The organism is Sphingopyxis sp. Geo25 (assembly GCF_949769135.1).
Taxonomy (GTDB): Bacteria; Pseudomonadota; Alphaproteobacteria; order Sphingomonadales; family Sphingomonadaceae; genus Sphingopyxis.
On record NZ_CATKOZ010000001.1, the window covers coordinates 221,416 to 235,187 of the forward strand.

The 13,772-nt window shown below is 66.9% G+C and carries 12 protein-coding genes; 8 read left to right on the forward strand and 4 right to left on the reverse strand.

Annotated elements, in window-relative coordinates:
• The first annotated feature begins 67 nt into the window (after positions 1–67).
• The 7 genes from QOL68_RS01105 (at position 68) to QOL68_RS01135 (ending at position 7,081) form a co-directional block, all read left to right on the forward strand.
• Complete coding sequence (locus QOL68_RS01105) at positions 68–2,776, forward strand: bifunctional [glutamine synthetase] adenylyltransferase/[glutamine synthetase]-adenylyl-L-tyrosine phosphorylase (protein ID WP_282946151.1); 2,709 nt, start codon at positions 68–70, stop codon at positions 2,774–2,776.
• Entirely contained in the window at positions 2,773–3,237 is a 465-nt protein-coding gene (bcp, locus tag QOL68_RS01110) for a thioredoxin-dependent thiol peroxidase (RefSeq protein ID WP_282946153.1), read from the forward strand. The genes QOL68_RS01105 and bcp overlap by 4 nt, the downstream gene beginning before the upstream one ends.
• Positions 3,237–4,028 (forward strand): ferritin-like domain-containing protein, encoded by a 792-nt coding sequence (locus QOL68_RS01115; RefSeq protein WP_282946155.1) that lies wholly within the window; start codon positions 3,237–3,239, stop codon positions 4,026–4,028. The genes bcp and QOL68_RS01115 overlap by 1 nt, the downstream gene beginning before the upstream one ends.
• A gap of 174 nt (positions 4,029–4,202) precedes the next feature.
• A complete protein-coding gene (locus tag QOL68_RS01120) occupies positions 4,203–4,847 on the forward strand; it encodes a M23 family metallopeptidase (RefSeq protein ID WP_282946157.1) in 645 nt (214 codons plus the stop codon).
• A gap of 90 nt (positions 4,848–4,937) precedes the next feature.
• A complete protein-coding gene (erpA, locus tag QOL68_RS01125; protein WP_282946159.1) occupies positions 4,938–5,279 on the forward strand; it encodes an iron-sulfur cluster insertion protein ErpA in 342 nt (113 codons plus the stop codon).
• Positions 5,280–5,318: 39 nt separating this feature from the next.
• The gene (gene xth, locus QOL68_RS01130) at positions 5,319–6,092 is read left to right on the forward strand and encodes an exodeoxyribonuclease III (RefSeq protein WP_282946161.1); all 774 of its coding nucleotides are present in this window, start codon (positions 5,319–5,321) and stop codon (positions 6,090–6,092) included.
• Positions 6,089–7,081, forward strand: coding sequence for a cyclic nucleotide-binding domain-containing protein (locus QOL68_RS01135; protein WP_058455643.1), 993 nt, complete (start codon positions 6,089–6,091; stop codon positions 7,079–7,081). The genes xth and QOL68_RS01135 overlap by 4 nt, the downstream gene beginning before the upstream one ends.
• On the opposite strand, the gene QOL68_RS01140 is transcribed toward QOL68_RS01135, so the two are convergent.
• The 4 genes from QOL68_RS01140 to QOL68_RS01155 form a co-directional block, all read right to left on the reverse strand.
• On the reverse strand, positions 7,078–7,992 hold the full coding sequence (locus tag QOL68_RS01140; RefSeq protein ID WP_282946164.1) for a class II glutamine amidotransferase: 915 nt from the start codon (positions 7,990–7,992) through the stop codon (positions 7,078–7,080). The two genes, QOL68_RS01135 and QOL68_RS01140, sit on opposite strands and share 4 nt — an antisense overlap.
• 65 nt (positions 7,993–8,057) lie before the next feature.
• Complete coding sequence (locus QOL68_RS01145; protein ID WP_282946166.1) at positions 8,058–9,179, reverse strand: DUF1501 domain-containing protein; 1,122 nt, start codon at positions 9,177–9,179, stop codon at positions 8,058–8,060.
• A 3-nt stretch (positions 9,180–9,182) separates the two neighbouring features.
• Entirely contained in the window at positions 9,183–10,613 is a 1,431-nt protein-coding gene (locus tag QOL68_RS01150; protein WP_282946168.1) for a DUF1800 domain-containing protein, read from the reverse strand.
• Between the two features lie 63 nt (positions 10,614–10,676).
• Positions 10,677–11,843, reverse strand: a complete 1,167-nt coding sequence (locus QOL68_RS01155) for an N-acetyltransferase (protein WP_282946169.1) — start codon at positions 11,841–11,843, stop codon at positions 10,677–10,679.
• Between the two features lie 126 nt (positions 11,844–11,969).
• Between QOL68_RS01155 and QOL68_RS01160 the strand changes: the two genes are divergently transcribed.
• Positions 11,970–13,058 (forward strand): fatty acid desaturase family protein, encoded by a 1,089-nt coding sequence (locus QOL68_RS01160; RefSeq protein WP_282946171.1) that lies wholly within the window; start codon positions 11,970–11,972, stop codon positions 13,056–13,058.
• The last annotated feature ends 714 nt before the right edge of the window (positions 13,059–13,772 follow it).

The window sequence follows — 13,772 nt, forward strand, 5'->3', positions numbered from 1 at the left end:
CGGCGAAGTCGCGTACCAACGAGGTTGGGGTTGATACGTCGCCGGGCGCAGGCAATACCCTCGCTTGATGATTGCTTCGGATGCTTCCGCGCGCCGGTCGGCGCTCGATCGACTGACGGCGAATGCGCCGTTCCTCGCCCGGCTTGCGGAGCTCAATCCCGACGATGTGACGCGCTTCCTTGGCGAGGGGGCCGACGCGGCGCTCGCGGAGGTCGCACCGCCGCCCGTCGACGACGACATCATGCGCACGCTCCGCCAGTGGCGTGGGCGGATCGCGCTGCTCGTCGCGCTCGGCGACATGTCGGGCGAGCATGATGTCGGGCTCACGACGCGGCTCCTGTCGGACTTCGCCGACACAGCGTGCGACATCGCGCTCGCCGCCGCTTTCGCCGAGCGCGTGCCAGGCGAGGAGCCGCGCGGGATCGCGGTGATCGCGCTCGGCAAGCTCGGCAGCCACGAGCTCAACTATTCGTCGGACATCGACCCGATCCTGATCTTCGACCCCGAGACCATGCCGCGGCGCGCGCGCGACGATCCGGGCGAAGCGGCGGTGCGGATCGCGCGGCGGATGGTCGAAATATTGTCGGCGCGCACCGCCGACGGCCATGTGCTGCGTGTCGACCTGCGGCTCCGCCCGCATCCTGAAGTGACGCCGATCGTGCTGCCCGAGAGCGCGGCGATTTCCTATTATGAATCCGAGGCGCTGGCGTGGGAGCAGGCCGCGTTCATCCGCTCGCGCGCCTCGGCGGGCGACCGTGCGCTCGGCAACCGCTTCCTCGCCGCGATCCAGCCCTTCATCTGGCGCCGCAGCCTCGATTTCCGGCAACTCAAGGAAATCGGCGCGATGAGCGACCGCATCCGCGACCATTTCTCGCAAGGCCAGGCCTTCGGCCCCGGCTATGATCTGAAGCGCGGGCGTGGCGGCATTCGCGAGATCGAGTTTTTCGCGCAGGTCCACCAGCTCATCTACGGCGGCCGGGATCCTTCGCTGCGCGTCCCCGCGACGGTCGACGCGCTCGCCGCCCTGGCGAAAGCAGGGCGCGTCGACGCCGACGTCGCCGAACGGCTGACCGGTCATTATGCGCTGCTCCGCCGGATCGAGCACCGGCTGCAGATGGTCGAAGACCAGCAGACGCAGTGCCTGCCGGTACAGCCCGCCGCGCTCGACGGGGTCGCGCGGCTCGACGGCGAGGCCGACGGCGCGGCGCTGCTCGCCACCCTCCAGCCCATCGTGACCGACGTCGGCGCCTGCTACGACCGGCTCGTCGCCGAACGTGCGGCGACGAGCGGCTTGCCGCGCGATGAGGGCGAACTGGCGGGCGCGCTGATGGCGGCAGGCTTCGACCCGCCCGACGCCGCGCTCCGCACGATTTCCGAATGGCGCGGAGGCAAGCTGCGCGCGCTGCGCAGCGCGGCGGCGCTCGAGGCGCTCGAAACCGCGCTTCCCGAACTGGTGAAGGCCCTCGGCGCCGCTCCCGATCCCAACGCCGCGCTGCTCCGCTTCGACAAGCTCGTCGGCGGCCTGCCGAGTGCGATCGGCTTTTTCCACCTGCTCGCCGCGCAGCCCGCGCTGGCGAAGATTGCGACGCGCATCCTGTGGCTCGCTCCGGCGCTCGCGGACGCGCTCGGCGCGCGGGTCGAACTGATCGAAGGTCTGATCGACAAACGTGCGTTCGAGGCGCCCGCGACCAAGGCCGAACTGCTCGCCGAATGGGCGCCCGGGCTCGCGGGGCTCGATTACGAACGCCTGCTCGACCGCGTCCGCGACCGGGTCGGTGAGCGGCGCTTCGCCTACGGTGTGCAGATCATTGCGGGCTCGACCGATCCGCTTGCCATTGCGTGCGGCTATTCCGAACTCGCCGAGGCGGCTCTGCAGGTGCTTGCCGATGCCACGGTCACCGAATTCGTCGCCGCGCACGGCCGCGTCCCCGACAGCGAGCTCGTCGTGCTTGCGCTCGGACGACTCGGGGGCAGGGCGCTGACGCACGCGTCGGACCTCGACCTCATCTATCTCTTTACCGGCGATCATCTCGCCGAATCCGACGGGCCGCGCCCGCTCGGCGCGACGACCTATTACAACCGGCTTGCGCAGCGCGTGACCGGTGCAATGTCGGTGCCGACCGCTGCGGGCAAGCTCTACGATGTCGACACGCGGCTCAGGCCGCAGGGCGCGCAGGGGCCGCTCGTCGTCACGCTCGACAGCTTCGAACGCTATCAGCGCGAGGAAGCGTGGACGTGGGAGCATATGGCGCTGCTTCGCGCGCGGCCGGTCTATGGCTCGGACCGCGCAAAGGCGGCGGTACAGCGCACCATCGACGAACTGCTCGCCGCGCCGCGCGACCGCGCGACGGTCGCGCAGGACGCCGCCGAGATGCGCGACAAGATTGCCGCACACAAACCGCCAAAAGGCCCGCTCGATATCAAGGGCGGGCCCGGCGGGCTTGTCGACCTAGAATTCGCGATGCAGGTGACGCAACTGGCTACGGGGCGGTGTCACGATCCCAACATCGGATCCGCGCTCGCCTGTCTGAGGGTCGACGGTCTCGCCCCGCCCGGGATCTGCGATGCGCACGGCCTGCTCGCGCGGATGCTCGTGATGCTGCGGCTGACCGCACCTGAGGGGGAACCCGCGACCGCCGCCGCGCGTCAACTCGTCGCAAGCGCATGCGGCGAGCCCGGCTGGCCGCAACTGCTTGCCGCGCACGATGCGGCGCGGCAGGAGATCGCGGACTGGTGGGCCTCGATTCGTCCGCCGCAGCAGGAGACGAAGCCATGACACTCGCCATCGGAGACGCCATTCCCTCGGTCACGCTGCTCGACGCCGACGGTGCGAGGATCGATCTTGCGAGCCTGAAGGGCGCGCCGCTTGTCGTCTATTTTTATCCGAAGGCCGATACGCCGGGCTGTACGGTCGAGGCGCAGGACTTCACCCGCCTTGCGCCGGAATTCGCGCATCTGAACGCACAGGTGCTCGCGGTGTCGCGCGATGCGCCGGAAAGGCTCTGCAAGTTTCGCGACAAATATGGCCTGACGGTGCGCCTCGCGTCGGACGAGGATGGCGCGGTATGCGAGGCGTTCGGCACCTGGGTCGAGAAGCAGAATTACGGGCGCACCTATATGGGGATCGAACGGTCGACCTTCCTGTTCGGCGCCGACGGCAAGCTCGCGAAGGAATGGCGCAAGGTCCGCGTGAAGGGCCACGCCGAGGCCGTGCTGGAGGCCGCGAAGGCTCTTTGATGCAAACCCTCGGCGAAGCTGCGCGCGCGGTCCTGCTGACGCCGGACCCGCACGACAAGCGCCGCGCGGCGCGGGCGCTGGCACGGGCATGGCGGCGCGGCGAGCTTGGGCATCGTTGCGACGTTGCGATGCCCGACCGGCCTGCTTGGCCCGCCAAGCCCGAATTGCTCGCGCCCGGCCAGATGCCGCGCCGCCGCAAAGGCGGGTCGACACGCGGCCGGATCGCGATGCTCCACGCGCTCGCGCATATCGAATTCGTCGCGATCGATTTGGCGGTCGATCTCGTCGGGCGGTTCGGCGGTGCGTTCCCGCGCGGCTTCGTCGACGACTGGATCGGGGTCGCCGCCGATGAGGCGATGCACTTTGCGTTGCTCGACCGGAGATTGCGCCAGCTCGGCAGTTTCTACGGCGAACTGCCCGCGCACGCCGGGCTTTGGGAGGCGGCGCAGGCGACGAACGACGACGTGCTGGCACGTCTCGCGATCGTTCCGATGGTCCTCGAAGCGCGCGGGCTCGACGTCACCCCGGCAACCGTCGATCGCTTCGGGGCCGCCGGCGACGCGGTCTCGGCAAAGATTTTATCGCGTATTTACAAGGATGAAATCCGTCATGTGACCGCCGGCACAGTCTGGTTTAACCAAAAGTGCGACGAAATGGGATTCAACGCCGTCGAAACGTGGCAAAGCCTCGTAAAATCGCGATTTCGTGGAGTCTTGAAGCCTCCGTTCAACGACTCGGCGCGCCATGAAGCCGGTTTAACGCAAGACTACTACGCAGTTATTGCTTGGTAAGGTTTGGGCCGTCATCAACACTCGCGGGCAGGGAATTATCCCAATCCGAAGCAAAAATCCGGCACCGGCGATCCCGAAACGGGACACTGGCGACAAGGACTGCGGGGTCGATACGTGCGATACGCTCTACTGGCGCAAAAGTTTCATTCTGGCCTGATTCTCGCTGCCGCGGCAGTGACGGGGCTCACCGCTCCGGCCGCCCACGCGGCGAATGCGGGCAACGACGCGAGCATCACCGTTCCCGACGAGCCCGATGACGACGGCTTCACCGCCGGCGTTCCGACGGCCGGTGAGAACACCGAAGCGCGCGCGATATTCCAGGCGTGGAAGCGCCTCGACACTGGCCTGACCGCGAACATCGGCATCGCAGTACCTTCGCGTCGTCCGATCGAAAAGATGTCGCTGTCGTCATCTTACGGGATGCGCGTCCACCCGGTCACCGGCAAGCTCGCGCGCCACAATGGCATCGACATTCCCGCGCCTTATGGCACCCCCATTTATGCGACCGCCGACGGCATCGTCGGCCGCGCCCAACGCCTTGGCGGCTATGGCAATTATGTCGAGGTCGAGCACGGCAACGCGATCCAGACGCGCTACGGCCATATGTCATCCTACATCGTCGCTCCCGGCCAGCAGGTGAAGAAGGGCGACATCCTCGGTTACGTCGGCTCGACCGGCCGTTCGACCGGGAACCATCTTCACTATGAAGTCCGCATCGAGGGCGAACCGGTTAATCCGATGCCCTTCTGCCAGTCGGAAACCATGGCGATCGCCGCCATCACGGGGAACAAGAAGCTCGCAATGGGCGGTCCCGAATAACTAGCTTTCCTGGGTCGGAGAGGAGGGGCGCTCTACGGCTATAGCCGGGGCGCCCTTTTCATTTGGGGTTGCGGCCCCTATCTTGCCCAAATGGACACGCAGGTTTCCGACATCGCCCTCTCGTCCGCCGCTGCGGCGCGCGTACGCTGGATCGCCGACCGCAAGGGCGAGGGCGAGGCGGCGCTCCGACTTGCGGTCGACGGCGGGGGCTGTTCGGGCTTCACCTATCGCTTCGGTCTCGCCGAAAGCATCGACGCCGACGATATCGTGACCGAGACCGACGGGGTGAAGCTGGTCGTCGATCCGGTCAGCATCGACCTGGTGCGCGGCTGTGTCGTCGACTTCGTCGACTCGCTCGGCGGATCCTCGTTCAAGGTCGAAAATCCCAACGCCGCCTCGGGTTGCGGCTGCGGGTCGAGCTTCTCGATCTGACGCCTTCCTTAGCGGCATGCTTCCTGCCATAGCGGGGGCATGAAAGTCGCGACCTTCAACATCAACGGAATCAAGGCGCGCCTGCCGCGCCTCGTCGAATGGCTCGAGGAAACGCAGCCCGACGTCGCCTGCCTGCAGGAACTGAAGTCGAGCGACGAGACGATGCCGACCAAGGAGATCGAGGCGGCGGGCTATGGCTTCCTCTATCATGGGCAAAAGGGCTTCAACGGGGTCGCGATCCTCGCCAAGGACGAACAGCCGGTCGAAATCCAGCGCGGGCTCGAAGGCGAAGCCGAGGACGAGCAGTCGCGCTACCTCGAGGCCGATGTCCGGGGCGTCCGCGTCGGCTGCATCTATCTGCCCAACGGCAATCCGCAGCCGGGGCCGAAATTCGATTACAAGCTGCGCTGGATGGCGCGGCTGCGCGAGCGGGCGAAGGCGTTGCTTGCCGCCGAAATTCCGGTGATCCTGGCCGGCGACTATAATGTCATCCCGCACGACGACGACGTCTGGGATCCGCGCGGGCCGATGGCCGCCGATGCGCTGATGCAGCCCGAATCGCGCGACGCTTTTTTCCGCATTCTCGGCGACGGCTGGACCGACGCGGTGCGCAGCCGGCATCCGGCGGGCGGGGTCTGGACCTTCTGGGATTATCAGGCCGGCGCGTGGCAACGCGACCATGGCTTCCGCATCGACCATCTGCTGCTCAGCCCCGCGATGGCCGACCGGCTCGTCGATGCCGGGGTCGACAAGGACCATCGCGGCCGCGAAAAGGCGAGCGACCACGCGCCGACCTGGGCGGTCTTTGCATGAGCCTGCTGTCCGCCGCGAAGCTGGCGGACGCGCCGCTCTTCGCGGGACTGGCCGAGGCTGAGCGCATCGAACTCGCGGACGCCTTCGTTCCGCGCCATTTCGCCGATGGCGAGGCGATCCTGATCCAGAACGAACGCGCCGAAGGGCTGTTCCTGATCGACGCGGGGCAGGTCGATATCGGCAAGCGGCTGCCCGGCGGCGGCCTTGCCCTGCTCGCCAAGGTGGGGCCGGGCGAGGTGATAGGGGACATGGCGCTGATCGGACGCGACCTCAGACGCTCGGCGATGGGGATTGCGCGCGGGCCGGTCGCGACCTGGTATCTTCCCGCCGACCAGTTTCGCGCCGCGCTGTCGCAGCTTCGCCCCGCCTCGTTGCAATTGCAGGCGGAACTCGGGCGACTCGTCGCCAGCCGCGTCGTCGCCAAGGCGGCCGACATCGCGGGGCTGCTTGCCGATGGCCCCGATGCCTTTACCGCGCGCCCGCAACGTATGCTCGCGCCGGTTGTCGAGGAGGCCTTCACCCCCGAGCCTTTCCTTGCGAAGCTGCCCTGCTGCGCGGCGATGACCCACGCGCAGCGGCTCGCCTTCTGGGACGCGGGCGAGCGGATCGACGTTGCCGCCGACACCGACCTCGCGCTCGTCGGCGGCGCTTCGGATCGGATCTGGCTCGTTGTTCGCGGTGCGGTGCGCAGTGCGCTGCCGCACGGGACGGGTATCTATCAACTCACCGTCACCGGGCCCGGCCAGCTCGTCGGCATCGCCGCGCTGCTGCTCGATGGCGCGCACGACCGGCTGCTGCGCACCAGCGAACAGGCGACCCTGCTCGCCTTTGACCGCGCGACCTTCACCGAGATGCTGGACACGGGCGATGCGCTCAGCCGCGAGCTAGGCGCGTCGGTCAACGCCGATCTCGTCACCGCGCTCGATGCGCTCGACCAGGTCGAGGCGCGCATCCTTGCGATGCGCCGCGGCCACGCCGTCGCGGCCTAACGCGCGAGTGGTATCACCCTGAATTTCGGAAGATTCCCGTCCATCTCTGCATGAACCATCGCATATTCGGGAACCGGCATCCACGTCGCGCTGTTCGACGACAGCGGCTCCGACGCGACGATCACCGCGCGCGGTTCCTCCTCGCCACCGACCATCTGCCATTCGCCGTCGTGGAGGCCATAGTCGCGCCCGGTCGTGAACCACATCGACAGGAAATTCATGTTCGCCTCATGCACCTGATCGGGCGATCCGGTGCGATAATGACCGAAGTCGAAGCAGTGGCGGAGGCCCAATATCTGCCGCCCCGTGGTGATGAACAGGTTGCAGCTCGACGAGATCGCGATGCCATGGCGCCGCCGCGCCGCCTCGATCAGGTCGACCGTCTTCTGCACGGCGGCGACCAGTTCGTCGCGGCTCGGCTCGACGCGCCAGTCCGGGAGCTGCGACAGCAGCAGCGCATAGATCCATTCGCTGTCGGTCGATCCCGAAATCTGCGCGAGCAGTTCGGGGTCGATATCGGCCATCAGCGTCCCCTTCATTTCGCCGATCCGGTAGATGTCGCCGTTGTGCGCCATCGCCACCGCGGCGCCCGGAAAGTGAAAGGGATGGGTGTTCTGCTCGCTGACCTTGACCGTCGTTGAGTAAGCGACGCCGCGGACATGCGCGATCACGCATTCGGCGCGCGTCTTCACCGCCAGCGACTTGAGATTGCCGTCGAACACCGGCAGCGACGGCGAGCGATAGCGGTGCGGTTCCTGCGGCAGGAAGCTCGACGCATCCCATGCCATCATCCCGAACCCCGCCAGGTTCAGCATGTGCAGCATTTTGGGCATATAGGCCTGGTTGACGAGGCTGGAGTCAGGCTTGAAGAGCAGGTCGTCGAGCTGCACCGGCTCGCCAAGATACATCATCGCGCGGCACATGACCCGTCCCCACCCACTCGTTCGGGGCCAGCCTAGACACGACGCAGAGCGCGTCAAGCGTCAGGGTAGAGCGTTCTTGCGACCCGCGCCGGATCGAGATCATAATGATGCGCGATCGCGCCCGCGACGACGCGTTCGAGGCTGCGTGTCGGCTTGAGGTCGCGGCCTTCGTAGCGGGCCGGTACGGCCAGCCCCGGCCAGTCCGCGGATACCCTGCCGCCCTCAGCCAGTCCGCCGCCGAAGAACATCGCGGTCGACGCGGTGCCGTGATCGGTGCCGCCGGTGCCGTTGACCTCGACCGTGCGGCCGAATTCGGTCGCGACGATGACCAGCGTGTCGGCCCATGCCGGGCCGAGTCCGGTCTGAAGCGCACCAACGAGCTGATCGAGCCCGCGAAGCTGTGCGGCGAGGCGCCCGCGCTGCGCGCTGTGCGTGTCCCAGCCGCCGGTTTCGACCATCATCACGCGCGCGCCGTCGGCGGGAAGCATCAGCGAGGCGGCGAGTTTGCCGAGTTCGGCGCCGTTGCGGCCGTTGTTGCCGCCGATGTCGCTCGCCAGTTCCTGCGTCTTGACCGCGCTGTCCCACAACGGGCGTAGCAGCGCGTCGCCCTCATACATTGCGGTCAGCCGCGCGATCAGGTCGGCGTCGGCCTGCGGCAGGCGGCTCGGCGCATAGGTGCCGACCGGCACCGTGCCGCGCAGCGCGAGCGGCACGGCAGGCGCGATTGCGATCGCATCGCGCTCTGCGGCGGGGAGCAGGGTGAGCAGGCGCCCGACCCAGCCGTCGTCGCGCTCATATGGGCGCGACCCGCCTCCTTCTAGAACATTCTGCCCGTCGAAGTGCGAGCGGTCGCGATAGGCGGTGGCGACGGCGTGCGCGAAATGCGCCTGCTTCGCGGCGAAGAGCGAAGCGCCGGTCACGAGCGCAGGGTGCAGCGTGAAGAGGCCGTCGAGCTTCGCGCCGCCGCTAGTTTCATCGGCGAGCGCGCGCCGCGCGGCGGCGAAGGCGGGGTCGCCCGTTGGCGCGACGACCGCCAGTCCGTCGGCCGCACCGCGCTGGATCACAAAGACGAGGCGTCTGGGCGTGCCTGCGGCGGCATGGGCGAAACGCGGCATCGCGCCCGCAGCGGCGACGGTGATGCCCGACAGGATGATGGAACGACGTGAGAGGATCATCGTCTATCTCCGCAGGAAGACGGGGCTGGCGAACAGCATCGCGAGCGCCTGTCCGGGGCTGTCGGCGCGCGCGATCGCCTGTTCGATATCGGGGGTCATCGCGTCCGCGAGGATCAGGGGCGCGAGCTTGCGCGCATCGACGCGGTCGCCGATACGCCCGGCGATCCGGCTGGCGATTTCGACGCGCTGCATCAGCGCCGCCGACCCCGCCCAGGTCGCGACGAGGTCGTCATAGCCCGCGGGCGATCCCGGGCGCCATAGCGGCTGGCCGAGCTGGGTGAAGATCGCGGGCACATTCTGTTTCTCGCCGATCGCGGGCAGTTTCAGCGCGCGCATCGTCGACACCGCCCAGTCCCAAGGCGACTTGAACATCGTCGGCGCGCCTGCCCACGGCTCGGGTGAAGCGATCAGCGCGCGGTAAAGCGAGGGCAGGTCGCCGCCGGTCTGGCGGAAATCGGCCGTCAGCCGCTCGACGAGCGCGGGGGGCGGGGTGTCGCCGGTGAAGTGGCGCGCGAGCTTGGTCGCGATATGCGCTGCGGTCGCCGGGTGGACCGCAAGATCGCGGAGCACCGCCTCGCCTTGCCGTGCACCGGGCTGATCGTACCGCTTGCCGAGGATCGACTGTGCGCCGGGTTCGTGGAGTTGGGCGATGAACACCGTGTCACCGGGCCGCGCGTCGGCGGGCATCAGGCGTTGCCCGGCGCCCTTGCCGAGGCCGGCGACAGTCAGCCCGGTCAGCGCCTTGGCAAAGGCCGTGACGTCGGCCTGCGTATAGCCGGTGCGGACACCCAGCGTGTGCAACTCGAGTATTTCGCGCGCCAGATTCTCGTTGAGGCCGAGTTTCGCCTGCTTCTGGCGGCGCCGGACACGTTGCGCGACGGGGCTGTCGGGGCCGAAGCTCTGCGCCTGATCGAGATAGAGCAGCATTGCGGGGTGGCGCACCGCCGCGATCAGCAGGTCGGCGAATTTGCCCATGATGTTCGGGCGGATCGCCTCGAACTCATGATTGCCCGCAAAGCCGATCATCGTGATCTTGTCGGCCGACACCGCGAAATGATTGGCCCAGAAATGTGTCAGCCGTTCGGGGAAAGGGGTCGGCGTCGCGACGGCATTCGCCAGCCGCGCGCCCGCCGCATCGACATAGTGCCGGCGGATTTCGGACCGCGACAGGCGACGGAGTTCGGGGTCCATGCCCTTTTCCTCCTCGCTCATCGGCATGTCGGCGGCTTCGCGCCGCATTGCCTGCCGATCCTCCCGATAGCCCAGATAGGCGGCGGCGATCGCCGCGCGGCCGGGGAGCGCCGCGATCGCGGCGGGGGCAGGATCGAAAGCGCCGAGCTGGCGCGTCAGCCACTCCCGCGGATCGCCGATCGCGGGATCATCCCAGCGGCGTCCGAGGCCGAAACGATTGGCGGCAAGATACTGCGTCGACATGACATGCCTCTTCCGAACCGGAAACGCACCATGCCGGCTATTTGTCGCAAAGCTGTGCCAGCGTCAGAGCATCTTGTCGTAAAGCTGGTACACGCGGTTGCGCCGCGCGTTGATCGCGTCGGCCACCGCGACCATCCCCTGATTGTCGTCGAGGACCCAGCCGATATCGCCCTCGGTCGCGCCATAGTTGGCGACGCCGTCGCGGCGGATATATTCGATCATCATGAAGGCGAGGGTGCTCGCCATGCGGCTGTTCTGCAATTTCTTTACCACGCCCATCAGCGGTACGCGGAGCCGCTTGCTCTTGGGTTTCCTCAGCCACCAGAGCAGCCTCGCCCAGTTGAAGGGCAGCAGCGATCCGTCCATCTCGATCAGCAATTCGTTGATGTTCGGCAGCACGATCATGAAGGCGACCGGCTCGCCGTCGACTTCGGCGACGCGGATCAAATCCTCGAAGACGATGTCCTTCAACTTCTTGCCGACATAGGCGATCTCGCTGTCGGTCAGCGGCACGAAACCCCAATTGTCCGACCAGGCGTCGTTGAGGATGCCCATGATCAGCTTCGCCTCGGCGTCGAATTTCTTCTTGTCGACGCGGCGGATGCGGATGCGCTCGTTCTTTTCGCCCGCGGCGACGATGCGGTTCACCAGCGGCGGGAAACCGTCGACGATCTCGACGCCATAGTTGAAGAGCTGCTTGACCGGCCGGTACCCTTCGCCTTCGATCCAGCCCTGGTAGAGCGCGCTGTTGTGGCCGAGCATGATCGCCGGCGGCGTGTCGAACCCCTCGATCAGCAGCCCGGGTTCGTCCCAGACCGAAATCGACAGCGGCCCCAGAGCGCGCGTCATGCCCTGGCCGCGCAGCCAGTCCTCGGCGTTGGCGATCAGCGCATGCGCCACCTCGGCGTCCTCGGCCTCGAGCAGGCCCCAGTTGCCGGTGCCGGGCCCCATGCCCTGTTCGGCGGGCTGCGCGAGCGCGAGTTCGTCGATATGCGCCGAGATGCGCCCGACGGTGCGCTCGCCGCGCCGCGCGACGAAGAGCTGCGCCTTGCCGTGCTCGAACCACGGATTCTTGCCCGGCGTCAGCAGGCCGTAAACCTCGCCCTTCAGCGGCGGTACCCACGCCGGGTCGCCGCGATTGAGGCGATAGGCAAGCTCGACGAACTCGCGCCGGTCGGCTTTGGTCTTGACGGGGTGGAGGGTGATGGGGCCTTCGTTGTGGGCGCTCATACTGGTTTCCTGGGGATGCGATCCTATATGCGTGGCGACGCATTAGGGCATTGCGGTGGCGCTGGCGACCCGCATTCGGCCATTTTGCTGCCACGAAATCATGATGAAGACGCGGACATGTTAGCAATGAACACCCTTGTCGACCGCCTGTCGAGCGAACCGGCGGTCAAGGCCCCCAAGTCGGCAATCCCCGACGACATGGCGATGATCCGCGCGGCGTCGGAGTTGACGCGCGACCTCGTGACCCCCAGCGCGCGCGTCTATTGGACCGATTTCATCGCCTCGGCCGTCGTCGGCTATGCCGGCGTCGCGGCGGCGATCCTCGCGCCCTCGACGGGCTGGATGCTGGTCGCGAGCTTCGTCGCGGTGCTCGCCCTCTACCGCGCGGGCAGCTTCATCCATGAGCTGACGCATATCCGGAAGAATGCGCTGCCCGGCTTTCGCTTCGTCTGGAACCTGCTCGTCGGGGTGCCGCTGCTGATCCCGTCCTTCATGTACGAGGGGATCCATAGCCTGCACCACAACCGCACCAAATATGGCACGGTCGAGGATCCCGAGTATCTGCCGCTCGCCCTGATGAAGCCGTGGACGGTGCCGCTGTTCGTCGTCGCGGCAGCCTTTGCGCCGCTGGCGCTGCTGTTCCGTTACGCGGTACTGACCCCGCTATCCTTCCTGATCCCGCCGCTGCGCAAGCTGGTGCGCGAGCGCTATTCGGGGATGATCATCAACCCGATGTTCCGCCGCAAGTCGCCCGAGGGCGAATTCCGCCGCCAATGGGCGTGGCAGGAAGGCGGCGCCTGGGCGTGGTCGACCCTGCTCGTCGCGGCGGGCGTGTTCGGCTGGGTGCCGCTGCGCGCACTCGTCATTTTCGGCGCGATCGCGGCCGCGACGCTGGTGCTCAACCAGATCCGCACGCTCGTGGCGCATCTCTGGGAAAATGACGGCGAGGAGCTGACCGTGACCGCGCAGTTCCTCGACAGCGTCAACGTCCCGCCGCCGGGGCTGCTGCCCGAGCTTTGGGCGCCGGTGGGCCTGCGCTATCACGCGCTGCACCACCTGCTGCCGGGCGTGCCCTATCACGCGCTGCCCGAGGCGCACCGCCGCCTGAAGGAGGCGCTCCCGGCGGATTCGCAATATCATGGCGCGAATTACCGCAGCCTGCCGAAGCTGGTGATCAATCTGGTTGCCGGATCGGCGAAGGGTGCTGCGGCCTGATCTTTCGGCGGGCATTGGCTTTGGTGTGGAAATCCGTCCTGCCGCTCTGGTCATCGCGCCCTGGATTTTCAAAGTTCAGGAAAGTTCAGCCTATTGCGTCCCTCGTTCTGGAGATGCAGGGTTGCCGTACGCATCGCGCCCTTCGCGCCCGCAAGCCGAACCGGGACCGCTCTTATCCGTCAGATGGAACAGCCGGGTGAAGGCTGACACAGCGGGATAATGTAGGAAAGGCCTATTTGAGGGCGGTGGCGGCTTTGCGGTGGGGAGCGGTCGCCACTTAGATTGGAGGAAGGCCGCTAGAATATTCCGCGTCGCCGCTTCGGCGGAGGAATATCCTGGTAAACCCTGCGGACCTAACTATCTTTTCCGCGCGTCTTACGCACGCTTGGCGCTCTCCGCTAATCACCAGATCAATTTGCCACGACTTATCGGGGAGCTGTGTCATCCACTCCGAAAGGCCGCTACTTTTCAGGATCATGTCTTGGACCTGAAAAGAGCACGCTCCTTTATCGATTGTGACAAATACTGGATAGCCCGCTGGTAGGTCGCCGGATGCGAAAAATGGGCTCGAGGAAACCGCGCAGCCCGACAGGGCGAGGGCGAGAAAGCACATGGCGAACTTCATCACTGACCTAGTAGCGCGAAACTCGGAGTCCGCAATCGGTCGAAACCGGTCATCGCTCCCGATCGGCCGCGAATGCGAGCTCTCGTCCG

Coding starts and splice junctions, on each gene's coding strand:
- QOL68_RS01105 (WP_282946151.1), top strand. CDS start 68: ATGATTGCTTCGGATGCTTCCGCGCGCCGGTCGGCGCTCGATCGACTG.
- bcp (WP_282946153.1), top strand. CDS start 2,773: ATGACACTCGCCATCGGAGACGCCATTCCCTCGGTCACGCTGCTCGAC.
- QOL68_RS01115 (WP_282946155.1), top strand. CDS start 3,237: ATGCAAACCCTCGGCGAAGCTGCGCGCGCGGTCCTGCTGACGCCGGAC.
- erpA (WP_282946159.1), top strand. CDS start 4,938: ATGGACACGCAGGTTTCCGACATCGCCCTCTCGTCCGCCGCTGCGGCG.
- xth (WP_282946161.1), top strand. CDS start 5,319: ATGAAAGTCGCGACCTTCAACATCAACGGAATCAAGGCGCGCCTGCCG.
- QOL68_RS01135 (WP_058455643.1), top strand. CDS start 6,089: ATGAGCCTGCTGTCCGCCGCGAAGCTGGCGGACGCGCCGCTCTTCGCG.
- QOL68_RS01140 (WP_282946164.1), bottom strand. CDS start 7,992: ATGATGTATCTTGGCGAGCCGGTGCAGCTCGACGACCTGCTCTTCAAG.
- QOL68_RS01145 (WP_282946166.1), bottom strand. CDS start 9,179: ATGATCCTCTCACGTCGTTCCATCATCCTGTCGGGCATCACCGTCGCC.
- QOL68_RS01150 (WP_282946168.1), bottom strand. CDS start 10,613: ATGTCGACGCAGTATCTTGCCGCCAATCGTTTCGGCCTCGGACGCCGC.
- QOL68_RS01155 (WP_282946169.1), bottom strand. CDS start 11,843: ATGAGCGCCCACAACGAAGGCCCCATCACCCTCCACCCCGTCAAGACC.
- QOL68_RS01160 (WP_282946171.1), top strand. CDS start 11,970: ATGAACACCCTTGTCGACCGCCTGTCGAGCGAACCGGCGGTCAAGGCC.